General features: G+C 38.7%; 19 protein-coding genes. 3 read left to right on the top strand and 16 right to left on the bottom strand.

Features of this window, described 5'->3' with window-relative positions; genetic code table 11:
- Positions 1–22: 22 nt before the first annotated feature.
- The 10 genes from LJC66_RS01370 to gatC form a co-directional block, all read right to left on the bottom strand.
- Positions 23–1,828 carry an ATP-binding protein gene (locus LJC66_RS01370; protein ID WP_230931674.1) on the bottom strand — a complete coding sequence of 602 codons (1,806 nt, stop codon included), beginning with the start codon at positions 1,826–1,828 and terminating at the stop codon, positions 23–25.
- Between the two features lie 23 nt (positions 1,829–1,851).
- Positions 1,852–2,835 (bottom strand): BMP family ABC transporter substrate-binding protein, encoded by a 984-nt coding sequence (locus tag LJC66_RS01365; RefSeq protein WP_230931673.1) that lies wholly within the window; start codon positions 2,833–2,835, stop codon positions 1,852–1,854.
- A gap of 172 nt (positions 2,836–3,007) precedes the next feature.
- Positions 3,008–3,238 carry a helix-turn-helix domain-containing protein gene (locus LJC66_RS01360; protein WP_013055062.1) on the bottom strand — a complete coding sequence of 77 codons (231 nt, stop codon included), beginning with the start codon at positions 3,236–3,238 and terminating at the stop codon, positions 3,008–3,010.
- Positions 3,239–3,251: 13 nt separating this feature from the next.
- Positions 3,252–5,990 carry a GTPase domain-containing protein gene (locus LJC66_RS01355; RefSeq protein ID WP_230931672.1) on the bottom strand — a complete coding sequence of 913 codons (2,739 nt, stop codon included), beginning with the start codon at positions 5,988–5,990 and terminating at the stop codon, positions 3,252–3,254.
- A 195-nt stretch (positions 5,991–6,185) separates the two neighbouring features.
- On the bottom strand, positions 6,186–7,001 hold the full coding sequence (locus LJC66_RS01350; protein WP_013055060.1) for a YitT family protein: 816 nt from the start codon (positions 6,999–7,001) through the stop codon (positions 6,186–6,188).
- A gap of 254 nt (positions 7,002–7,255) precedes the next feature.
- A complete protein-coding gene (rlmD, locus tag LJC66_RS01345; protein ID WP_195695575.1) occupies positions 7,256–8,629 on the bottom strand; it encodes a 23S rRNA (uracil(1939)-C(5))-methyltransferase RlmD in 1,374 nt (457 codons plus the stop codon).
- Positions 8,630–8,724: 95 nt separating this feature from the next.
- Positions 8,725–9,657 carry a diacylglycerol kinase gene (locus tag LJC66_RS01340; protein ID WP_016762783.1) on the bottom strand — a complete coding sequence of 311 codons (933 nt, stop codon included), beginning with the start codon at positions 9,655–9,657 and terminating at the stop codon, positions 8,725–8,727.
- Positions 9,658–9,891: 234 nt separating this feature from the next.
- On the bottom strand, positions 9,892–11,322 hold the full coding sequence (gene gatB, locus LJC66_RS01335; protein ID WP_013055057.1) for an Asp-tRNA(Asn)/Glu-tRNA(Gln) amidotransferase subunit GatB: 1,431 nt from the start codon (positions 11,320–11,322) through the stop codon (positions 9,892–9,894).
- A gap of 14 nt (positions 11,323–11,336) precedes the next feature.
- Positions 11,337–12,794: an Asp-tRNA(Asn)/Glu-tRNA(Gln) amidotransferase subunit GatA gene (gene gatA / locus LJC66_RS01330; protein ID WP_013055056.1), complete on the bottom strand. Its 1,458-nt coding sequence runs from the start codon at positions 12,792–12,794 to the stop codon at positions 11,337–11,339.
- 16 nt (positions 12,795–12,810) lie between these two features.
- Positions 12,811–13,101: an Asp-tRNA(Asn)/Glu-tRNA(Gln) amidotransferase subunit GatC gene (gatC, locus tag LJC66_RS01325; RefSeq protein ID WP_013055055.1), complete on the bottom strand. Its 291-nt coding sequence runs from the start codon at positions 13,099–13,101 to the stop codon at positions 12,811–12,813.
- Between the two features lie 365 nt (positions 13,102–13,466).
- On the opposite strand from gatC, the gene LJC66_RS01320 reads away from it, so the two are divergent.
- A complete protein-coding gene (locus tag LJC66_RS01320) occupies positions 13,467–13,952 on the top strand; it encodes a DUF3920 family protein (RefSeq protein WP_050688434.1) in 486 nt (161 codons plus the stop codon).
- A gap of 54 nt (positions 13,953–14,006) precedes the next feature.
- Here the strand turns inward: LJC66_RS01320 and LJC66_RS01315 are convergent, their stop codons facing one another.
- The 4 genes from LJC66_RS01315 to pcrB are packed head-to-tail and all read right to left on the bottom strand — an operon-like array spanning position 14,007 to position 20,217.
- Positions 14,007–15,200, bottom strand: a complete 1,194-nt coding sequence (locus LJC66_RS01315) for a CamS family sex pheromone protein (protein ID WP_098248760.1) — start codon at positions 15,198–15,200, stop codon at positions 14,007–14,009.
- 13 nt (positions 15,201–15,213) lie between these two features.
- Entirely contained in the window at positions 15,214–17,220 is a 2,007-nt protein-coding gene (gene ligA, locus LJC66_RS01310) for an NAD-dependent DNA ligase LigA (RefSeq protein WP_230931671.1), read from the bottom strand.
- 20 nt (positions 17,221–17,240) lie between these two features.
- Positions 17,241–19,490 (bottom strand): DNA helicase PcrA, encoded by a 2,250-nt coding sequence (gene pcrA / locus LJC66_RS01305; RefSeq protein ID WP_269067360.1) that lies wholly within the window; start codon positions 19,488–19,490, stop codon positions 17,241–17,243.
- Positions 19,491–19,518: 28 nt separating this feature from the next.
- On the bottom strand, positions 19,519–20,217 hold the full coding sequence (pcrB, locus tag LJC66_RS01300; protein ID WP_230931670.1) for a heptaprenylglyceryl phosphate synthase: 699 nt from the start codon (positions 20,215–20,217) through the stop codon (positions 19,519–19,521).
- Positions 20,218–20,729: 512 nt separating this feature from the next.
- Between pcrB and LJC66_RS01295 the strand changes: the two genes are divergently transcribed.
- Positions 20,730–22,112: a glycine--tRNA ligase gene (locus tag LJC66_RS01295; protein WP_230931669.1), complete on the top strand. Its 1,383-nt coding sequence runs from the start codon at positions 20,730–20,732 to the stop codon at positions 22,110–22,112.
- Between the two features lie 38 nt (positions 22,113–22,150).
- Here LJC66_RS01295 and LJC66_RS01290 read toward each other — a convergent pair whose 3' ends face one another.
- Both LJC66_RS01290 and LJC66_RS01285 read right to left on the bottom strand, forming a co-directional pair.
- Positions 22,151–22,456, bottom strand: coding sequence for a YerC/YecD family TrpR-related protein (locus LJC66_RS01290; RefSeq protein WP_013055048.1), 306 nt, complete (start codon positions 22,454–22,456; stop codon positions 22,151–22,153).
- A gap of 147 nt (positions 22,457–22,603) precedes the next feature.
- A complete protein-coding gene (locus LJC66_RS01285; RefSeq protein ID WP_230931668.1) occupies positions 22,604–24,352 on the bottom strand; it encodes an adenine deaminase C-terminal domain-containing protein in 1,749 nt (582 codons plus the stop codon).
- Positions 24,353–24,454: 102 nt separating this feature from the next.
- On the opposite strand from LJC66_RS01285, the gene LJC66_RS01280 reads away from it, so the two are divergent.
- Positions 24,455–24,712 carry a YgaP family membrane protein gene (locus tag LJC66_RS01280; RefSeq protein ID WP_016762773.1) on the top strand — a complete coding sequence of 86 codons (258 nt, stop codon included), beginning with the start codon at positions 24,455–24,457 and terminating at the stop codon, positions 24,710–24,712.
- Positions 24,713–24,715: the final 3 nt, after the last annotated feature.

Raw genomic sequence — 24,715 nt, 5'->3', positions numbered from 1 at the left:
CAGCCCTTTTGAGGCTGTTTTCTTAATGTAGAGGAAATTTAATAACAAAAACTGTGCCGCGGGAAGAAGTAGATAATAATTTAATCTGTCCTCCGTGGCTTTCTAGAATACGCTGAGCAATGGGCAGACCAAGACCTGTTCCGCTATCTTTTGAAGTGGAAAACGGCTGGTACAGAGAATGCTGCATATGCAAAGGAATGCCTTTTCCAGTATCTTCAATGTATAGACAGTAGCTATCTTCATGAACCTGCGAGTAGATTGTAATGACTCCTTCTCCATCCATGGCTTCCATACTGTTTCGAATTAAATTATGAAGAACTTGTTTGATTTGTTTTTCATCTACCTTTAATATATACGGCTGCAGTTTCACATCGAAGATAAGCTTATCTTTTTCTGTGAATTTGCTTGAGTGAGTAATCAAAGGCAATAGCTCATTAATAATCTCCTGCATGCTGACTTTTTTCATCACCGGAGTCCCTGGTTTTGATAACAACAGCATTTCTTCAATGATGTAATTAATCCTCTCTAGCTCTTTCATAAGCAGAGGCAGGTAAAAACGCTTTTTCTCCTCATCAGAAAGAGACTGATTCATAAGAGATATAAATCCATGAATCACGGCAAGAGGATTACGAATCTCATGAGCAGCTCCGGCTGCCACTTCTCCCACCAGAGCAAGTTTCTCAGACTGATGCATTCGCTTTTCTAATTCTTCGGTATCCGATATATCAATGAAATAAAAAATCCTTCCAATGCTCTCGTTCTTCTCGTTAAACAGCTGCGTTTGAGAGGCTAAAAAGCAATAGCACGTCTTTTTTGTTCCAAATAATACTTTTTTATTTTCGTGAATTTCTCCGGAATTCAACATTCTCCAAAATTCAGTATTATATTCAGGACATTCCTCCATGTACCCGCAAATATCCTTTTCATCGAGATCTAAAAACTGCTTTGCTGAGGTATTGGCAAATATACTATTTGTCTCATCTTCCATTGTAATAATTCCAACAGGCAGTGAATTTAAGATCTGCTGGCGATACGCTTTATCTTTAATGATTTTCCAAAATGAATCTTCTAAACTAACCGACATTTGATTGATAGAAGCCGAAAGCTGCTTCAGCTCAATTTGCTTTGTGTCTTGAAGAACAAGACCGTATTCTCCGTCTGCAATGTCATTCACTTTTTCAATCATTTGTTCAATTGGTTTCGTAAGACTCGCACTCATGCGATATGAAGCATAGAGAGAAGCCAAAATAGCACTTACTGTTAAAATTAATAATAAAATTAATGAATCCTTAATAATGACAGACAGTGTATCTGATAGTGTATCGAGTGAATCAACCGTCTCCTCTTTTGAACTATTAATATCTTTTTTTATCTGATGCAAATCCGGCAAATAATTTCCCTTAAGATACTCTTTTGCTCCCTCTATATCTCCATACTTCAGCAGTCCTTGCACGTTATTAGAGATCTTAAAATCCAGCAGCTCAATTTTTTCTTTCAGTGGAATCAACGATTTTGGCACAGGCTGCTTATATCTTTCATTATTTTCGATAACTCGTGTATCATATGATTGATATTCTTCTATCAAAGAGACAGTGGGGTTCTTTAGATTATTTTTCACAATGTATTCTTTTATGTTCAGCTGCTCTTCCCAATAAGAAAGCCACACCATTTCAGGAACATCTTCATCTTTAATTTCGTTGCTTACATGATTCATTTTATCAACGGCATGCACTAAAACTAAAGAGAACCCGCTTAACATGAATGTAATCAAAAGAAGAATCGTTAATATTTGGCTACGGAATGACATGTTGCGAAATAATTGATTCATAATCATCTCTTTCTTTTTCATAGTTACTTCGGCTGTGTAGACATTCTAACTTTCGAATATAAAATTTGTTTTTCCCGTTTACTGTACATCGGTCCAAAAGGCGCTAGTTTATAAACACCGTCTCTGGCGTCAAGTTTGACTTCTCCAATTGGAAGACCCTTTTTACTGAAATAGTCTTTCATAATCACGTTGTAAGCTTGAGGAACATCATTGATCACACTTGTTAAAATAACAGACCTACCCATGTACGCCTGATCATCTAAATATCCTATTACGTACATTCCTTGTACTTTCGCTTCTTGAATAACTTCTTGATTATACGAATTTCCTTTAGCATAGACGATATCGACGCCTTCATCTTTTAACTCACGGAGCAGCTTTACTGCTTTTGCTCCATCGTCTCGGCTGTTTACAACTCGATAATAAAAAGCAATCGATGGATTATACGCTTTGATTCCTTGTTCAAACCCTAGATTCTTTTCTTTGGCAAATGTATCAATTAATCCAATTTTTTTCGTTCGTGTCTTCATGGCAGCTGCCGTACCTGCCAGATACTCTATTTTGGTTTGATCAAATGTATATACCGTTTGGTTTTTATAAGTTGAAGTACCGTGAATGGTGACGAAATGAACATGAGGATACTTAGGAGCGAGTTCTGTAAAAACGGTAGAAAATTCTCTTCCATGTCCAATTACGACTTTTGTTCCATTTTGAATAACTTTTTCAGCAGCTTCCTTCATTTTTTGGTTCGTATTTACTTCGCTAATAACTTGACCCGAAACAGGGTACTGCTGCTCGATGTTGATTTTTCCTTTATAAGCTAGACTGCCCCAGCTTTGATCTGTCAGTACATCAGAGGTGAGAATTGCAACGCTTGTGTTTTCTACTTTTTTTGTCGTTTGCTGACTTATAATCCCTTGTGTTTTCGAAATAATAATAATTAAAAACGAAGCGACAACAATCAGGGCAAGCAATAAAATCAGCCTTAACTGTCTTGATCGTTGCATAGGCCTTCTCCTTTTTGTTTAGCATACTTTCATTATATAAAAAAAGCATCTAAAAAGACTACATCTTTAACGAAATTCCAACTTTTTTCGACATTTCTTTCATATCTTACCTTTTTTAACACTTTCATTCCAAAAGAAAAAAGCAGAAAACATCTGTTTTCTGCTTCTGCCTTCAATCTTCATCTTTTACATCCATATCTTCAGGGATAGGCTCATTTAAGTATTCTTCAATTTGTTTTTTGTACTTTTCCATTTGCTCTAAATGGGTGTTAAACTGCTCTTTATTTAATAAGTAGTTTTCACCATCAAATATAGCCCGTACTTTTCCTTCTTGAATCAATTTCTGTACATATTCTTCAGGAAAAGATAGATACTCTGCTGCTTCTTTTATCGTTAAATACATCCTGCTCCACCTTTTATACGTTATAGTGTACTTCTTCTGTAGCTTTAACCATTAACTCATACTGACGCAAGCGAAGCTGGAATAATGTTAACGGATCATAGTAAGCTTCAGGATTGGCTTTCATATGACTTAAAACGTCTTGATTTTCATTAATATGCGCCTGTGTTTCTTCAATCGTTTCTTTTAAAACCTCTTTTGGCTTTTCAAAGAATAGTTCAATATCAACTTCTAAATTTTTCTCAAATAAATTAAATTGCATAAAAAACTTTGCCAGCATAGATTCTGTGATATCTTGATAGTCTTGACTTTCAATGTACTTTTTATATTGATTATAAAGCAGCGTTTGATTTTGAAGAATGGAAGAAAACAGCTTTCCTGCTCCTTTTAACAAGAGCTGCGTTGGATTAACGCGAAGTAAAATATTTTCTTCATCCAGCTGAACCCGATTAGCCATACGATTAACGTCGCGGCGCCAGTCATCCAGCACTTTAAAATCGCAGGCTAACGTTAATTTTTGCTCATTGTACATCTTATTTAATGACTCTGCTACTTCTTCAATATCTACTTGACTCGCAATCAGCTCTTCATTTGATGTAGCAATCCAGTCCTTTAAAGAAATACGGAACTTAGGTAGTACATCTTGCTGCAAGTGCTCTTCCACGCGCATATTCATTTGTTTATTCAGCTCAATATGAACCGTGCTAAAATCACTGTCTTCCTTCACTAATTCTGAAGACTTTTTGAGTAAACGAGGAATTTTATTTTTTAACTTTTTGCTAATATCCTCTTTGATGCCGTGATAAGCCGAAACAATACTACTCGCTTTTTCTTGTTCTAAGTCATCCACTCGATGCAAGAAGCCATTTAATCGCACAAGCATATCTTCGTTCCATTTAATGCTTTCAATCAAATGATTTTCTGTTTGATTTCTCTTCTCCACTAAGTTCTTTAACATGCTTTGAATGAAGAACAGCAGTCTGCGCGCACGCTCTTCTACTCCAACGTTGTTTGGATCGTAATAGAAATTAGCTTTAATAAACTGGGCCAAGTCTCCGTGGTGCTGACTCGATACGTAGTGAGGCGTATAGGCTAATACATGCGCCTGCGGGAAATCAGCTCCAATGCTTGCTTCAAATTCTTTTGTGATTCGCTCAATCGTTTCTTGATTATAAAGACTGTCCATATTGTTGATGACAAAATGAACTGGCGTATTTGGCGCATGCTCTTTAATCTCAAGCAATAATTCTCTTTCTTCATCAAGCAGCGATTCTTTTGCATCAAGCACAAACAGTAAACCATCTGCTAAAGGCGCATATTTAAATGCATCCTGCTCACGCGCCTCTTGTTCTGTAAAGCTTGGCGTAACAATGCATGAACAATTATGCTTATCAAGGAACGCAAAAGGTTTTTTCACTTCTACAAGCGCCTTGTGAGGAGATTGCTCCGCTCCGTCAATCGTTTCCATCGGAGTGATTTCTTGATCAGCGATTTGCTGGATAGATTCTTCCTCATCATGAATGAACACAAAGGTTGTTTCGTGATTTTGCGGTACCTTTTCTTCTGTAATCGATCCCACAAATGAAGACGTTGCAGCATTTGTTCCTGTAATTAATAAGTGTGTCGTATGAGCATCTAATAAAAAGTCTACCCACCATTTAAAAGTATGCCCCACTTCTAAACCATTTTCATTAGCCCATTTAATAATGCCATGGCAAAGCTTGTAGTGATATTCAAGACCATCAATGTCGTTACGCGCCTCAAAAATTAATCTGCCTGCATTTTCGATTGTAATGGTATCAATAGTTGACGGAAACTTTTCATTCCATGAAAGCACGGCCGCAGACGGAAATAACGCACGTGACTTATTAGTAATTTTAAGCCAGTTTGTTAATACGTTCGGAATGACTTCATGCAATTCCTTTACAGAATGATCACTTTCCATTAAGTCAGTGTACGTCTCTTGATAAAGAGTTGAAATCTCTTGCCAATAATCGTAGAGACCCACTTCAATATTCAAGAAAATATCATTGATGGTTTTAATCCAAGCAAGATAAGGAGGCTGACTCTTATATTGTTTCCATAAAGCTGAGACAAGCTGTTTGAAATATACTTGGTCCACTTTGTAAAATGAAATCATCACTTGATAAAAATAGTTAGGGATAAAATTTGCTGTATATCCTTTATCTACGTAAGTCTTTAATACCGCAAACCAATTTAACGATTCCGTTCGAATACACTCATCTACCGCAAGCTCTACTGCGCTGTTAAAGTCTTCTTGCTCTTCATAAAATCTGCGTGCAATCGCCGTGACGTTTGGATAATCCGGCTGAGAAGCAACCAGCTCGTTAATGACTTCATAAGCTCGTTCAATATTGTTATGGTCCGTATACAGCGAAAACAGCTTTAGCGCTATTTCAGCTTTTAATACTTTTGAATCCGTTTCGATGGATAGGTAAAGCTCTTCAGCAAGCGTAGACAACCCCAATTCATAATGTGCGTCGGCTGTATTTTTCTTCGCCCACAGCTTAAACTCGCCATTTACATTCTCCCACTTAAAAATCGCGGACTCAAAATCTTGATTATGGAAGTACACTTCTCCCTGAGCTAAGCGAATGAGCGATAAGTCGTACCACTCTTTTTGCTGCTCTTCGTAATAAGCTTGTCCAAGGACTTTTACAGGCGGCTGATTTTCATTTTCTTGCATAAACGTTTCGTAATATTTCTTTTTCGTTAACTGATATTCTACCGTCATATAGTCTCTCCTTTTTGATGTCAATATTTTATGTACTCTATCAAATTCCCTTTTTTATACTTTTCATACACGATATTTTCTTACTCATATTTTACGCAAAAAAAGCCTCAAGAACTACTCTTAAGGCTTTTTTTATAACTTTTATACTATAAAAATGGCTATTCATCATAAATCGGCGCTGAAATAACAAATATATTAATAGGCATCCCGTCGAAACAGCCCCATTACTTCTACCGTTTCCGTAATATTTACGAAAGCCTCAGGATCCACGGATTGAATTAACTGCTTGAGGTTTGCAAGCTCATAGCGTGAGATTACCGTCATTAATATTTTACGGTCTTCTCTTGAATAAGCTCCTTCACCGTTCATTAACGTCACGCCGCGCACCAAATTCGTAAGAAGCTGCTGCTTCATTTCTTCGCCTTTTCTCGTAATAATGGTTAACGTGAGCTTAATATGGCGAGTATGAATCGCATCCACTACTTTTCCTGTGACGAAAATCGAAAGCATCGTATATAAAGCCGCGTCCCAATTCACAAAAAAACCTGAAACAAATACAACCACGGCATTCATCGCTGATAATATAGCGCCAAGTGGAAATTCTTTTTTATGCGTAAGAAGCATCGCAATAATATCAAATCCACCTGTCGAAGCTGACTGACGAAAAACAAATCCTACGCCAATTCCAGTTAAAACTCCTCCAAAAACAGCTGACAGAATAGGATCTGTACTAACAGCTCTCAAGGGAATCACGTATAAAGCAATTGATAAAGCCACAACGGACAGCAGGGTATGTAAAACAAACCGCTTTCCTAACTTCATAAAACCAATAATTAAAAGGGGTAAATTCAACAAAAAATTCATTGTTCCCGTGCTTGCAGGCGTTAAAATCCCTATAATCATAGCAATACCGCTAATGCCGCTGCTTAGCACTTTATGGGGGATTAAAAACCAATTGTATGCAAATCCAATTAACACAGAACCTGCTATAATAGCAATTGCTCTATACATGATGTCCCTTCACCTCTTACCACAAATATAATGTTTTCATTTATTGCTTCTTTATTATAATTCCTAAAATATTGAAAACCTTAAAAAAAGTATATTCAGAAATTTGCTGTGTTGGTGGGATGGACAAAAGGCCAAATAAAACGGACATATAAGCAGTTAATGCTTTTAATATAGAAATTCGGACTTTACTTTTTTCGTACTTATTTAAGCAAAAAAGCTCCTACCTTTACTAAGATAGCAGCTTTAATGAAGAGTTATTTTAATTTTAATACCGCCACATTCTCCACATGCGTCGTATGCGGAAACATATCAACAGGCTGAACTTTAACCGTCTCATATCCGCCTTTTTCTAAAATAGCTAGGTCACGTGCGAGAGTTGCTGGTCCGCATGAAACATAGACAACTTTTTTTGGCTTCATGTCAATGATGGTATTCAATAGAGCTTCATCGCATCCTTTTCGCGGCGGATCTACGACGATGACGTCCGCTTTGATGCCTTGTTTGTACCAGTTTGGAATGACGACTTCTGCTTCGCCTACTTCAAATTCAGCATTGTGAATACCGTTTAGCTCAGCGTTGCGCTTTGCATCTTCAATCGCTTCAGGCACGATTTCAACGCCATATACTTTTTTCGCTTTTTGAGCGAGAAATAACGAGATTGTTCCGATTCCACAGTAGGCGTCAATGACCGTTTCTTCTCCTGTTAAATCTGCATACTCAAGCGCTTTGTCATAAAGCACTTTCGTTTGCTTAGGGTTTACTTGGTAGAATGATTTTGCTGAAATGGCAAATTTAACGTCGCCGATATAATCGTAAATATATTCTTCTCCCCAAAGTACGTTCGTTTGGTTCCCTAAAATGACGTTTGTGCGCTTGCTGTTTACGTTTTGAACAATTGATTTCACGTTCGGCACGGCTTCGATAATGTCTTCTATAATACGCTTTTTGTTTGGCAGCTCAGCTGTACGAGTCACAATGACAACCATGATTTCACCCGTTACAAGTCCGTAGCGCGCCACGATATGACGAAGCGAGCCTTTATGTTTTTGTTCTTGATAAGCAGAAACGCCATGCTTTTCACAGATTGATTTGACAGCTTGAACAACATCATCATTTGCCTGCTGCTGAATCAAACAGGCATCCATGTTAATGATGTCGTGGCTTCGCTGCTGGTAAAACCCAGCGACCAAACCGCCTTCTCGTTCTGCTACGGGAACTTGAGCTTTGTTTCGATAGCGCCAAGGATCTTTCATTCCTAGCGTCGAATGTACCGGAACGTCAGGTAAATGGCCAATTCGCGCCATGACGTCTTTTACTTGCTTTTGCTTAAATTGCAGCTGTCCTTCATAGCTTACATGCTGCAGCTGACAGCCTCCGCACTGCTTGTAGACCGGACAGGGTGCTTCAACACGCTGTTCACTAATTGTATGGTGCTTGATAAGCTTGCCAAACGCATAGCCTTTTTTTACTTTAATGACTTTTACTTGGCCGCTTTCGCCGGGCAGCGCATTTTGAACGAAAATAGGAAATCCGTTCACTTTGGCTACACCCGCTCCGTCATGCGTTAAATCTTCAAACGCAACATCTATATATTCATTTTTTTCTACAGGTGGTTTTAATTTTTCCATTTATCGTTACATCCTTTTAGTCATTTGAAAATGCTGAACTGATTGTACCATAAGAGCCAAAGCCAAACAAAGAAAAGCATGAAAAAAGATCGCAATTAGGCGATCTCATTTTTTTCCATCAATTCAGCTGTTGCTTTTGGAACAAAGATTTCTACATGGCGATATAAGTTTACAAATTCCCCAGGCAATAATCCGCCGTACTCGCCATCTAGATTTAACTGCATTTTATCATTTGTATGAATTTTAACACGGTTCGCTTTTGTATAAATAATATGAGGATCATTGATGTGTTCCCCTCGCAGCGCAAGTGTCGCAATTCGAATAAATTCAGCTAAATTTGCTTTCTTTAAAATAATTAAATCAAACATCCCGTCATCTAAAGAGGAATCTGGCGCCAGCTTTTCAAAACCGCCGACTGAGTTCGTTAAGGAAACAAGGAAGAACATAATCTCGCCGCCAAAGAATTTTCCGTCATACTCAATTTCAACAGATGTTGGTTTAATAGAAGGAAGCATTTCCATGCCTTTTAAATAGTAAGCTAGCTGTCCAAGCATTGTTTTTAACTTGCTTGGCACTTCATATGTTAATTCAGTTAAACGGCCGCCTCCGGCGATATTTACAAAGTAATGCGTTTCTCCATCGTTTGTTACACAGCCCAAGTCAATTGGCTTTGTTACGCCTTCTACAATGACATCAATAGCGCCTTCAATCGTACGCGGCACATTAATGGCACGAGCAAAGTCATTGGTTGTTCCAACAGGAATAATACCTAGCTGCGGACGGTAGTCTTGTCCAGCGATACCGTTTACGACTTCATTGATGGTACCGTCTCCACCAGCTGCAATTACAACGTCAAAGCGACGTTCTACTGCTACTTTAGCAGCTTCTGTTGCATCACCAGCGCAAGTTGTAGCATGACAAGAGGTTTCATAGCCTGCTTGCTCTAGCTTTTGCAAAACTTCCGGTAAGTTTTTCTTAAAAATTTCACGGCCCGATGTCGGGTTATAAATAATTCTCGCTCTTTTCATATTCATCATCCTAATAATGATAATTTGTCACAAATCTTTGCCTACTTTTATCAGTGAAAGAATGCCCCCTCACATTACATCATCAACAAGAGGGGGCATGAACAAACATATTATAAAGAAATTAACCTTGATATACAATATTCACGTTTCCGTTTTTATTCATACCTTCAGCGCGATCGCCCTTACTCATAATAAATGTGAGATGGAAACCCACCTCACATTTAGTTATCAAATTTAGCGTTTATTAATTTCTTCTAAAAGAATTTTATTAACCATCGGTGGGTTCGCTTGGCCTTTTGAAGCTTTCATAATTTGACCAACTAAGAAGCCAATGGCACGATCCTTACCGTTTTTGAAATCTTCAATAGATTGAGGGTTTGCATCTAATGCATCTGTTACGAATTTGCGTAAAGTTGCATCATCAGAAATTTGTACAAGACCTTTTTCTTTTACAATTTTCTTTGCATCTCCGCCATTTTCAATTAATTCTTTGAATACTTTTTTCGCAATTTTAGACGAAATCGTACCTTCTTGAATTAATTGAATCATACCAGCTAGGCCTTCAGGTGTTAAAGCTACATCTGAAAGTTCTTTTTGGTTTGAGTTTAAGTAAGCAGAAACTTCACCCATTAACCAGTTAGAAGATAGCTTCGCGTCTCCGCCTGCAGCAAGTGTTGCTTCAAAGAAATCAGACATTTCTTTTGTTAGCGTTAATACCATTGCATCATAAGCAGGTAAGCCAAGCTCTTCTACATAGCGCTTTTTACGAGCATCTGGAAGTTCAGGAATCGAAGCACGAACACGTTCTTTCCATTCTTCGTCGATGTGTAATTCTAATAAGTCAGGCTCTGGGAAGTAGCGGTAGTCGTCAGACCCTTCTTTTACACGCATCAGAATGGTTTCGCCCGTAGACTCGTCAAAACGGCGTGTTTCCTGCTCGATTAAGCCACCAGACAATAACACTTTTTCTTGACGAATTTCTTCGTGTTCAAGACCGCGGCGCACATAGTTAAATGAGTTTAAGTTCTTTAACTCAGCTTTTGTACCGAACTCTTCTTGTCCAACTGGACGTAAAGAAATATTGGCATCACAGCGAAGTGAACCTTCTTCCATTTTACAATCAGATACGCCTGTATATTGAATAATTGATTTTAATTTTTCTAAATAAGCATATGCTTCTTCAGGAGAACGCATATCTGCTTCTGATACAATCTCAATCAGAGGTGTACCTTGACGGTTAAAGTCTACTAGTGAATAGCCATCGCCTGTATGCGTTAGCTTACCAGCATCTTCTTCTAAATGAAGTCGGTTGATACGAATACGCTTCGTTTCACCTTTAACTTCTACTTCAATCCAACCGTTCTCGCCAATTGGTTTATCAAATTGAGAGATTTGATAAGCTTTTGGGTTATCCGGATAGAAATAGTTTTTACGGTCAAACTTTGTATCTGTTGCGATTTCACAGTTTAGCGCAAGCGCTGCTTTCATTGCAAAATCAACTGCTTCTTTGTTTAACACAGGTAATACGCCAGGATAACCTAAGTCAATTACACTTGTGTTAGCATTTGGAGCCGCACCAAATGCGTTTGGACTTGCTGAGAAAATTTTAGATTTTGTCTTAAGCTCAACGTGTACTTCAAGACCAATAATCGTTTCAAAGTTCATCTTTATCTCACCCCTTACAGTGCTGGTTTCGCTTTATGATGCTCAGTTGCTTGTTCGAATGCATGAGCAACACGATAGATTGTGCTTTCGTCGAAATGCTTACCGATAATTTGTAATCCTAATGGCAATCCATTTGATAAGCCGCAAGGCACAGAAATACCAGGTACTCCAGCAAGGTTTACTGGGATTGTTAAAATATCGTTTGCATACATTGTTAATGGATCGTCTGTTTTCTCACCAATTTTGAATGATGGAGTTGGTGTAGTTGGTCCAATGATAACGTCATAGTTTTCAAATACAGACTCAAAGTCTTGCTTGATTAACGTACGTACTTGCTGTGCTTTTTTGTAGTAAGCATCATAATAACCAGAGCTTAACGCAAATGTTCCAAGCATGATACGGCGTTTTACTTCGTTTCCAAAGCCTTCGCTTCGAGACTGCTTGTACATTTCGATTAAGTTCTCAGCATTATCTGTACGGTATCCGTAGCGAACGCCATCAAAACGAGATAAGTTAGCAGACGCTTCAGAAGAAGATAATAGATAATACGTAGCTAATGCGTATTTAGAGTGTGGAAGCGATACTTCTTCCCAAGTTGCTCCTAGTCCTTCTAACACTTTTAGTGCATCTAAAACAGACTGGCGAGCTTCTTCGCCCACACCTTCACCTAAGTATTCTTTTGGAACAGCAATTTTAAGACCTTTTACGTCACCTGTTAAAGCAGATACATAATCCGGTACATCAACATTAGCAGAAGTAGAATCCATTGGGTCTACGCCTGAAATTGCTTGAAGTAAGTATGCATTATCTTCAACAGAATTTGTGATTGGTCCGATTTGATCTAAAGAAGATGCAAATGCCACTAATCCGTAACGAGATACGCGACCATACGTTGGTTTTAATCCGACAACACCGCAATAAGCAGCTGGCTGACGAATTGAACCACCTGTATCAGAACCTAAAGAAAACGGAACTTCGCCTGCTGCTACAGCTGCAGCTGAACCACCGCTAGATCCACCTGGTACGTAATCTAGGTTCCATGGGTTGCGCGTTAACTGAAGACCTGAGTTTTCAGTTGAAGAACCCATTGCGAATTCATCCATATTTAATTTACCGATTGTTACCGCTTCAGCTGCCTGTAATTTTTGAACAACTGTTGCATCATAAATCGGATCAAAGTTTGCTAGAATTTTACTAGAGCAAGTTGTACGTAAATCTTTTGTGACAATATTATCTTTTACACCGATTGGCATACCAAATAATAGGCCAAATTCATCTTTTGTTTGTAGTGCTTCATCTAGCTCTTTTGCATAAGCACGAGCATTGTCTTCATTAAGCGCTAAGAACGCACCTACTTTATCATCTACTTCATTAATACGTTTGTATGATTCGTCTACTAAATCTTGTACACGTACTTCTTTCTTGTGTAAAAGGCTATGTAGTTCTGAAAGTTTACGATCGAATAAAGACATCGTAAAGCCTCCTTCCTTATTCTAAAATAGTTGGTACTCGAATGTAGCCATCCTTGTGGTCTGGCGCGTTTTTTACTACGTCTTCGATTGGTAAGCCTTTAGCTGGCTTATCTTCACGCATTACGTTTTTCATATCCAATACGTGAGAAGTCGGTTTTACATTTGTAGTATCTAACTCATCTAATTGCTCTGCATATGTAATAATAGCATCTAATTGTTTTGTGAATAGTTCTGCTTCGTCATCCGTCACCGCAAGTCTCGCTAAGTTTGCAACGTGTTTTACTTGATCAACAGAAATTCTTGACATGTTCCTTCACCTCCGAATATTCGTCCCACTACAATATACTGATAATACCAAACTTCACTAGCAACAGGCAACATTTCTGAGACTAGTTCCTAAAATATTAAAAACCCCGCCAGACAAGACAGGGCTTACATTTATCACTTCTATTTTATACCAAATCTATTTCATTCAAACAACATTCCATACTTTTCCTTCGTCATAAAATATTTCTCTCTTGCATAGGTATAAAATAACCTTCTTTTTAGAAAAGATAGATAGAAAGAGAAACATGCTTCAGATGAACACACCGCCATGTTTTAATTTCACTAGTCTTTGGGAAAGTAAAGAAAACGAATAACTACTTTACCGTAAAAGAGGTGCTATAAAAATTGAATAAAATACTTATACAGTCAGTCATCCACCAGCGCCCTGTGTACCAGCAAAGCGGAAGATGGTTTGTATTAGATGAAGAATTCAAGTGGGATTTGCCCACCTTGCAAAAAGATGTTTTTGCTTGTTTAAATAAAGCCTTTCATATTCCTATCATTTTTTGTGATTCGTGCGAAGCCAATAAAATTGTCTCTGCCCTTGGAGAAGAAGAAACAGAATACCTGCAGTTTGCATCAGGCGTTTACTGGCGAGAAGTAGGCATTATATTTATTTTTAAATTTGATGACTATCTTCCACTCATTGAAACGATCTTTCACGAGCTGCGCCACTATATTCAAGATCACATCCCTTATTATCAGAAAGAATTTGAGCTGGATAAAAAGCGCCCGTATGAAGAGCGGACAACCGAACAAGATGCATTTGCATTTGCTGCTTATTATCTTGCTAAATTTACAAGACAAAATTCTCACGCCATTTCTTCATAGGAGGCAATTTCATAGAATTAGAAAAAGACACTGCTTGAGCAGTGTCTTTTTTGCTTACTCTTCGTAAATATGAACGAACGGCTTGTCTTCATCTGCTTTTCTAACAATGAGAGCTTCCGGTCCGCTTACTGAGTTAATAGAGATACTCGTTTCCATATATGAAGGGAAATGATCAAGCATTAAACCAGCAACGTACTGAGTAAATCCTACAATTTCACCTTTTCCGTAAAATTGTACGGGAATATCAATCGTCATTTTTTGGAGCTGTCCATCTTTGTAATACCCTTTCCCTACTACGCTTGTAAAGTTCGGGAAGTAGTCTTCGATTTGCGCTTTGAACTCATCAAATTTCATCGCATCATCTCGGTGATCTTTTGTTGCATCTGATGATGGGAATAAATAATATTGCTCGTCTAAATTATCCCAGCTGCCAACGGCTGTATCATTTGAACCTGCATTTCCGACAGCTATAAAGTTACCTGGTGTTAAAGAGGACTTAGCACTTTGTTTGAATAGCGCTACTCGAACTGGCACATTTTCTAAGCCTTTGATATCGCGCATACGCTTAACAATCTCATCTGCCATTTGCTTTCCTTGGGCTTCAATCTCTTTATTTGTAAGCTTCACTTCACGGGCATAGCCATTTTCTTCCGTATAATAATGAACGGAATTCATCGCCAGGCCAATTGTGACGCCTCCAAGTTTTACCTTGTCATCTCCGTCTTGAATAAGGTAATCTTGCTCAGTAATGTTCGCTAAGTACATTGGACTTGTTTCGTTACGAGTTTTCAAATCGCCTTTTTCTGTATCAATTGGGTTTAACCCAGTGTTTTTAAGCTTCTTTTTCGCCGTATCATCTTTTGCTTTGCTTTGAAGATCTTTAAACTGTTTATCACTCAGCTTACGGCTTAACCATGAGCGAATAGTATCTTTATCAAGGTACTGGCCTTCTTGATACACATATTTTTTCGGAGAATAGCTATCTGTCGATAAGCGCATTAAGCCTGTTTCAAATTCTTGCGCATCCAAGCGGTTGTTTAAGTTTGCTGCGACTAAGCCTCTTGCCACTCCCGCTTTAAATGGAAGAATTGTTCGGTAATAATCATCTGAAATACTATACTTCGGAATGACTGCTTTTTCTTTCTTGTTGTTGGTTTGTTGAACAGTCTCTTTATCGTCCGAAAGGTTCGGTGCACACGCTGAAGTTACAAGCATGACCGCAAGAGAAAGTAACAATATCTTTTTCAACTACACACACCTCTTATTTATTTAATTCCGTAAGTAGCCTTGCCTCATCCCATACTTCAATTTCAAGCTCGTTAGCTTTTGTCAGTTTGGAACCAGCCTCTTCCCCTGCCACAACAAGGTCTGTCTTTTTACTTACGCTTCCTGTTACTTTACCGCCAAGTGCTTCAATTTGTGCTTTTGCCTCATTGCGAGATAGCTGTTCAAGCTTACCTGTTAATACAACGGTTTTACCAGCAAAAACGGAATCTACATTTTCTACACTTACAAGCTTGGGTCCTTTGTATGTAAGGTTTACTCCATACTCTTTTAATTCATGTATAAGTTCTTGAACCTCTTCTTGTGTAAAGTAAGCGACAATAGCATCAGCCATTTTGGCACCAATTTCATTAATTGCCACTAATTCATCATACGTTGCTTTTGTTAACTTGTCTATGGTTTCAAAGTGCTGAGCTAACGTCTTTGCAGCTTTTGCTCCGACATGGCGAATGCCCAAACCAAAAAGCAAACGCTCAAGTGAATTTTCTTTCGAGGCTTCGATGGCTGCAATCAAATTATCCGCAGATTTCTCACCCATGCGCTCAAGCTCGATTAACTGCTGTTTTGTCAGCGTATAAATATCCGCTACGTCTTTAATTAACTGTTCGCGAAATAATTGCGATATAACTTTTTCACCAAGTCCATCAATGTTCATCGCATTGCGGGACACGAAATGAATAAGTCCTTCACGAATTTGAGCAGGACAGCTTGGATTAATGCAGCGAAGCGCAACTTCTCCTTCTAAACGCACCAGTTCACTTTCACATTCCGGGCAGTGAGTAGGCATCGTAAACTCTTGCTCTTCTCCCGTTCGCTTCTCTTCAATCACATTCACTACTTCAGGAATAATATCTCCTGCTTTTTTCACTACGACATAATCTCCGATGCGAATGTCTTTTTCACGAATCAAATCTTCATTGTGAAGAGACGCACGCTGTACCGTCGTACCTGCTACTTGAACAGGCTCCAAAATAGCTGTTGGCGTAATGACACCTGTTCGGCCTACCGTCAGCTCAATATTTACAAGCTTGGTTACAACTTCTTCAGCAGGAAACTTATAAGCAATAGCCCAGCGTGGACTTTTGGCCGTTGTTCCAAGGTCAACCTGCTGATCAAATGAATCTACTTTTACAACAATGCCATCAATATCATAAGATAGTTCTGGACGTTGCGTTTGCCAGCTTTCGATGTAAGCAATCACATCATCAATGGTTTCACACGTCTGTCTTTCTTTATTTGTTTTAAAACCAAGCTCATCGAGTAAATTCAAACTTTCGCTGTGAGAGTCGATTTCTAATTCTCCCGTATCAGTCATGGCATATACAAAGATATCTAAATTACGTTTTGCCGCAATTTTAGGATCTAACTGACGCAGTGAGCCTGCAGCTGCGTTACGCGGGTTAGCAAACGGAACTTCATCCCTTTCCATTTTTGCTTCATTAAGTGCTTCGAATGATTTTCTCGGCATAAATGCTTCTCCGCGAACTTCCATTGATAACGGTTCTTTAATTCGAAGTGGAATAGAGCGAATTGTTTTTAAGTTTTCAGTAATATTTTCACCAGTTGTACCGTCTCCGCGCGTAGCTCCCAGCACTAAGTATCCATCTTCATAGCGAAGAGATACAGCAAGGCCGTCAATTTTAAGTTCGCATACATAAGAAAACTCATCTCCAACGGCTTGGCGCACTCGGCGATCAAAATCCCGAAGGTCTTCTTCATTAAATGCATTTCCCAAACTTAGCATAGACGTTTGATGCTGAACCTTCTCAAACGCATCGAGCACTTGGCCGCCGATGCGCTGAGTAGGTGAGTCAGCTGTTTTTAACTCTGGAAATGATTCTTCTATCTCAATTAACTCATTCATTAATTTATCGTATTCTGCATCTGGAACAGATGGCTGATCTAACACATAATATTCATAGCCATATTGATTTAATAAGTCGCGTAATTCTTGAACGCGTGATTTTGCTGTCTCAAACTCCATATTCTAGCTCCTTTTCACGATTACACTTTCGTAACCGGGGCAAATTTAGCAAGCAGTCTTTTTACACCTGTAGGACTAGGAAAAGCAATGTCTAATTCTTTTGAATCTCCTTCTCCTTTTACACTTACAACTGTACCAATTCCCCATTTTTTATGCTCGGCCTTGTCTCCAACGCTCCATCCAATTGATTCACTGCCTGTTGACACAAGCTTCGTTTTTGCCACGGCCGCTTGTCGGCGCGCTGCAAAAGGCGAAGCTGAAGCCCCTGAACGACCAGCAGCAGGTTTGCGCATTGCTTCATTTAAAGATTCCACAAGCTCGCTTGGGATTTCTCCAATGAAGCGCGATTTTGGATTAACGTTTGTTTTACCAAATAGTGTACGCATTTGAGCATTTAATAAATACAATTCTTGTTCAGCACGCGTAATCCCTACGTAGGCTAAGCGTCGCTCTTCTTCCATTTCATTATCTTCGAATAATGATCGGCTATGAGGGAATACGCCTTCTTCCATACCCATTAGGAAAACAACCGGGAACTCTAGACCTTTTGCTGAGTGAAGCGTCATCAGAATCACTTGTTCGTTCTCTTCTTCTTCCTCATCGTCAAGCTTATCGATATCAGCAACAAGTGCTAAATCGGTTAAAAATGCTACCAAACTTTTATCTTCACTTGCTTCTTCAAACGTTTTTGTGACAGATAAAAACTCATCAATATTCTCTAAGCGGCTTTGTGCTTCAATTGTTTTTTCCACTTTAAGCGCTTCACGGTATCCTGTTCTTTCTAATACTTGTTCCACAAGCTCTGTAACCGACATGTAGTCTTGCATTTGAGCTAAGTTCGAAATCATCGATTGGAAATCACGAAGGGCTTTTGTTGCTTTGCCTGTTAACCCCATTAATTCTACTTCGTCAAGCGCTTTGAAAATCGAAATGTCATGAACGTTTCCGTAATTGGCCACTTTATCGACTGAAGTAGCTCCCACTCCGCGCTTTGGAACATTCACAATACGAGCTAAGCTAATGTCATCATCTTGGTTGGCAATTAAGCGCAAGTACGCAAGCAAATCTTTAATCTCTTTGCGGTCGTAGAACTTAATGCCGCCGACAATTGTATAATTAATATTGGATTTTAACAGCACTTCCTCCATCACACGAGACTGTGCATTTGTACGATACAAAATGGCAAAATCACTGTATTTACGCTTTCCGCTGTCTACTGCTTCTTTAATTTTACGTGCTACAAACTGTGCCTCATCATGCTCACTCATTGCTTGATAATGATAAATCTTCTGGCCTTCATCGTTTTCCGTCCATAAGTTTTTCACTTTACGATTCATATTGTTTGCAATGACACCGTTTGCCGCAGCTAAAATCGTTTTTGTTGAACGATAATTTTGTTCAAGCAAAATGGTTTTAGCTTTTGGGTAATCTTTTTCAAATGACAAGATATTTGTAATATCAGCCCCGCGCCAGCGGTAAATAGACTGATCTGAATCCCCTACTACGCATACATTTTCAAATCTTGCGGCTAGCAAGCGAACCAGCATATACTGTGCATGGTTTGTATCTTGATACTCGTCCACATGAATATATTGAAACTTGCGCTGATAGTAAGTTAACACTTCAGGAACTCGTTTAAATAGCTGAATCGTTGTCATAATCAAATCATCAAAATCGAGCGCTTGGTTTTTCTTTAAACGCTTTTCATACTCTTTGTAAACTTTGCTTACGATTTCTTCATATGGTCCCGCTGCTGTTTTATCAAATTCTTCCGCTACCTTCAGTTCATTTTTAGCTGAACTAATGCTTCCTAATAATGAGCGCGGATCGAATTTTTTTGGATCGATGTTTTGATCTTTTAAAATATTTTTAATAACGGACAGCTGATCCGTTGAATCTAAAATCGTAAAGTTACGATTAAAGCCAATACGATCAATATCTCTTCGTAAAATACGCACGCACATCGAGTGGAACGTTGAAATCCAGATATCTTCTGCCACTCCGCCAACGATACTTGCCACACGCTCTCTCATTTCACGAGCTGCTTTGTTTGTAAAAGTAATGGCTAAAATATTCCAAGGTGCAACTTCTTTTTCTGCCATTAAAAACGCAATTCGATGCGTTAATACACGTGTTTTTCCACTTCCTGCACCGGCCATAAGTAATAGTGGTCCGTCTGTTGTTTTAACTGCCTCTTGTTGCTGAGGGTTTAATCCTGTTAATAATTTTTCACTTAAAAAATTCACGTTTTCACCGCCTATATCGAACATATATTCTCTATTCTACTTTATTTATTTTTCACTGTGCAATATTCTTTTTTACTGCTTTTACAGTTTTTAACGCTTCCGATAAATTTGTATAAATAACATTTCCTACAATCACCGTATCGGCTAGATTTCCCATCTCACTCGCTTGCTCTTTTGTCTCAATACCTCCGCCGTAAAATAACTTCGTCTCATTTAGCGAATTTTTCACTTCTGCCACTAATTCAGGATCTCCATACGTTCCGCTATATTCTAGATAGAAAACGGGCAAATGAAACATGCGTTCAGCCATACGAGCATATGCTACAACGTCTTCTGCATCCAAATCTGTTTTCGCTTCCGTTAGCGCAGCTACTTTTGCTTCGGGGTTAAGTACGCAGTATCCTTCTACAAAAATTTCATCCCAGTCCATGATCTCTCCGTATTCCTTCATCGCCGCGTGATGTAAATCAACAATCCACTTTGGATCCTTGCTGTTTAAAACGGTCGGAATAAAATAAGAATCAAAACCAGGTGTTACAGAGTCAATTGTTGATACTTCAAGCGCACACGGCACCGTGTAGCGGCGAATTCGCATTAACAGCTGCAGCACATTGTCTAGAGTCACTCCATCAGATCCTCCGACAAGAACCGCATCCGTGCCGGATTCGCAAATTTTCTCTAAATCTGCATCTGAAATCTCTTTATTAGGATCTAATTTAAAGACATGTCTCCACTCTTTAATATCATACATATATGTTCCTCCATTTCTTTACACTTAAAAGTTCGCGCTCGTCCATTTGTTCATTATAACAAAACTAAGAGGGTGAAATGAAAGGAAAACCGAACTTTTCATCACGTTTTTTGTTTTCAAAAAATATGTATAAAAGATATGGTTTTATCCTCAAATTCCGGAAGAAAACATCACAAAAAAAGCCCATTTTCCACAAGGTTATTGTTTCTCTGCATAGGATATGCTAATATATAGCTACTAAAATTCATATGATATACGCTGAAGGATCAATAGTACTTAAATCCTCTTCACAAAGCGAACTAGGGACGGTGGGAGCCTAGAGAATGGTTTAAGGAAAAGGCAATCTGGAGTATATACAGACGAAGGTGGATACATTTTGTATCAACCAGGGTGGAACCGCGGGAAAAACTCTCGTCCCTGGGCATATTGTTGATATGCCCAGGGACGAGAGTTTTTTTGTACCCGCTCTTTTTGTTTCGCTTGAATTACTACCATTTACAGGAGGAATTAGAATGTCAAAAACAATGGATCAAATCGTATCTCACGCTAAACACCGCGGCTTTGTATTTCAAGGATCTGAAATTTACGGCGGTCTTGCAAATACATGGGATTACGGCCCGCTTGGCGTAGAATTAAAAAACAATATTAAAAAAGCATGGTGGAAAAAATTCATTCAAGAATCTCCATACAACGTTGGTTTAGACGCTGCGATTTTAATGAATCCAAAAACATGGGAAGCTTCTGGTCACTTAGGAAACTTTAATGACCCAATGATCGACTGCAAGGATTGTAAAGCTCGTCATCGTGCCGATAAATTAATTGAAGAAAAACTTCAAGAAAAAGGCATTGAAATGATCGTAGACGGCCTTTCATTTGATGCAATGGCTGACTTAATTAAAGAACATGAAATTACATGTCCTGAGTGTGGTTCAGCTAACTTCACTGAAATTCGTCAATTTAACTTAATGTTCAAAACGCACCAAGGTGTTACTGAAACATCAACAAATGAAATTTACCTTCGTCCTGAAACAGCTCAAGGTATTTTCGTAAACTTTAAAAACGTTCAGCGCTCAATGCGTAAAAAGCTTCCGTTCGGTATCGGCCAAGTGGGTAAAAGCTTCCGTAACGAAATTACACCTGGTAACTTCACATTCCGTACGCGTGAATTTGAACAAATGGAACTTGAATTCTTCTGTAAACCAGGCACTGAATTAGAGTGGTTTAACTACTGGAAAGAAACATGTAACAAATGGCTTCTTTCTCTTGGTATGAAAGAAGAAAACGTTCGTCTTCGCGACCATGATGATGATGAACTTTCTCACTACAGTAATGCAACAACAGACTTTGAATACAAGTTCCCATTCGGCTGGGGCGAACTATGGGGCGTAGCTTCTCGTACAGACTATGACTTAAAACAGCATATGAAACACTCTGGAGAAGACTTCCAATATGTTGATCAAGAAACAAACGAACGCTATGTACCTTACTGCATCGAGCCTTCTTTAGGCGCTGACCGTGTAACATTAGCTTATATGATTGATGCATATGAAGAAGAAACGTTAGAAGATGGCTCTTCTCGTACAGTTATGCAGCTTCACCCTGCTTTAGCACCATTTAAAGCTGCTGTATTGCCACTCTCTAAAAAGCTTTCTAACGAAGCTCGCGCTGTCTTTGAAGATTTAGCAAAATACTTTATGATTGACTATGATGATGCTGGTTCAATCGGTAAACGTTACCGTCGCCATGATGAAATCGGTACGCCGTTCTGTATTACATTCGATTTCGATTCATTAGAAGACAATCAAGTAACAATCCGTAACCGCGACACAATGGAACAAAAACGTGTAGCAATTAGCGATCTTAAAAATATCATTGAAGAAGCAACTCAATTTTAATTAAAAAAATAAGCGTATGGCTGCTTCAGCCATACGCTTTACTTTTGATTTGAATCTTCTTGAAGGCGTTCTAGCACCATTTGATACGCATCGCTTCCATAATTCAAGCAGCGTTTAACACGGGAAATAGTCGCTGTGCTTGCTCCAGTTTCCGTCTCAATTTTATGGTACGTGTTGCCTTCTCTTAGCATTCTTGCCACTTCTAAGCGCTGTGCTAATGATTGAATTTCATTAACTGTACATAGGTCATCAAAAAATTGATAGCATTCTTCAATGTTTTCTAATGATAAAATCGCTTGAAATAGCTGATCTAATTCTTTTCCTCGTAGTTTGTTGATTTGCATCGTATCGAACTCCTTTATCATTGGCTTTCTTTACTAGTTGTTTCTATCTATAAAATACAGTTTCTATATTTATTTGCACATACATTCATTCTGTATGAAGACAGCCAATTTCATACAAATTTCAAATTCCTTTGATACTTTTATATTTTAACGCATTATAGACGGAAAAAGTACTTTTTTATTCATAACGTCATAAATTCCTACTGGCGTGATACGAATATAAGGCAAATGTGTAGACGAAAAGAACAGCAGTGAATAGACAGGATCATCGTGCTGGTATCCTCGCTCACCCAGCACTTTCTTGAGTTCTACCTCTCGTTTACTTAACTCCTCCATCGGCAGATTCGACATGACTCCTTTTAACGGAAGATCCAGTTCGTATACTACTTTCTCACCTTCGGTAATGACAATACCCCCTCCAATTTCTTTCATACGTTTAAATGCACACATCATATCTTTTTTCGATTTTCCAATTAAAATACAATCACCTGTATTTGAAAATGAACTCGCCAGTCCCGATACATTTGTGGCAAATCCTTTTAACAGCGTATTGATCCGCCACTTGCCTTCTCGGTCCACCAGCACTAAAAAACTTTCATCATGATCAGAGGCTAATACATCTCCGCTCACATTCAAGTGAATTGAATACGGCTCCATAATAACAGCATTTTTCATTTTTACGCCTACTGGCATTGAAAATTGAAAATCGTCCATCGTTAAATCAAAGTCCAACTTTAACGGTGAAAAACCAAACTTTTCCCAAGGAAATTCTGCTGAGGCTAATGCTTGTTCTTTGCCTTCTTTTTTCATCCACTTTCCTTTTGCTAGCACAGAGACCGGAGTAGGTCGCATAGGATCTTCTAAAATATTAATATTAGCCACACAGCCTGTTGCTACATGCCCGTGCAAATGTTCCATGTTATAATAGCGAGCAATATTTACAGACACCATATTATAAGCATCTAACAGGGGAACCCCTTCTGAAATAGCTAATGTAATTAACATATCTGACACGCCATTTTGGTAAAAAGACGGCGGAGAACCGTCTGTATTCATCGTAATATGGTCAAAATAATCTACCTGCAGCTCTTTTAACTCCTGCAGCAATTTTGGCAAATCCGGCCGAATTGAAGAGTGGCGCAAAGCAACGTCATAGCCTTGTGTTAACCGAGCAACAACATCTTCCCCCGTCATAGACTCATGATCGCTGTCTGCCCCGAGCAATTTCATTTTTGCCAAGGTAAATGCTGACGCCCCCGGGAAATGTCCTTCAATGTGCTTTCTCATCCGTTTTGTCTCTTGAACCCAGTGAAGCATTAAATCATCTCCGTCTAAAAGCTTCGGCCAACTTGTCAGTTCGCCTCCTTGTAAGACAGCTTCATTTTGTAGCCAAGAAGTAATGTTCGTATGTGAGAAGATGTCAGCCTCTTCATCAATTTCCGTCTGCGAATCAAATCTGCACCACCAGTACAGCGATTGTGGTAACGTTTTCATTTCTTCAATCAATGAAAATGCCGTTTTTTGTTCAAGCTGTAAAGCGAGAATTAAATTATCATTAAATAAAGTCGTTGTTCCGTGCTTAGCTGCATATTGGGAAAAAGTCTGGGGATTATATAACTGAAACGGGTGAACATGCGGCTCAATATACCCAGGAACCACATATTTATCACTGCAGTCTATAATCTCTGTAGAAGCGTCTGTGTGCTTAGGCATCTCTGAGCCAACGTATACAATACGATCTTGGTAAACCCAAATATGTGCTTTTTTCCACTGCTTCATTCGAGCGTTCAAATATGTTGCATCTTTTAAGACAATAGTTGGTGCTTTTTGACCGTTTAATACTAAGAGCTGCTGTCTAATATGTTTGCTTTTCCAGCGGTATCTTTGTTCCGGCATACTAAATTCCCCCTAATTTACTATGTATTTTTATCGTAACACATCCGTGATGTAAACGCATTCAGAAACTGTTATTAATTTTATGAATAAAGGTGATAAAACATGAAACCAAATATCGGTATTGTTAACGCATTAATTCGACTTACACTGGGCTTTACCCTTCTTTCTTGGACAACATCTCGTTTATCTCGCAGACCGTACAAAGATTCATACATCTTCTTAGGGTTAATGGGAGCTTTAAAAGTTGCAGAAGGCATCACGCGTTTTTGCCCTCTTACGTACGCATATGATTCATGTCAAAAACATGATGAACATGAACACCATCCAAATGGAAATGAAGAAACGTATAATCCTTCATAAGGT

Source organism: Priestia sp. TSO9 (assembly GCF_021029645.1).
Lineage (GTDB): Bacteria > Bacillota > Bacilli > Bacillales > Bacillaceae_H > Priestia > Priestia megaterium_E.
This window is presented reverse-complemented; position numbering and strand designations above follow the sequence as displayed.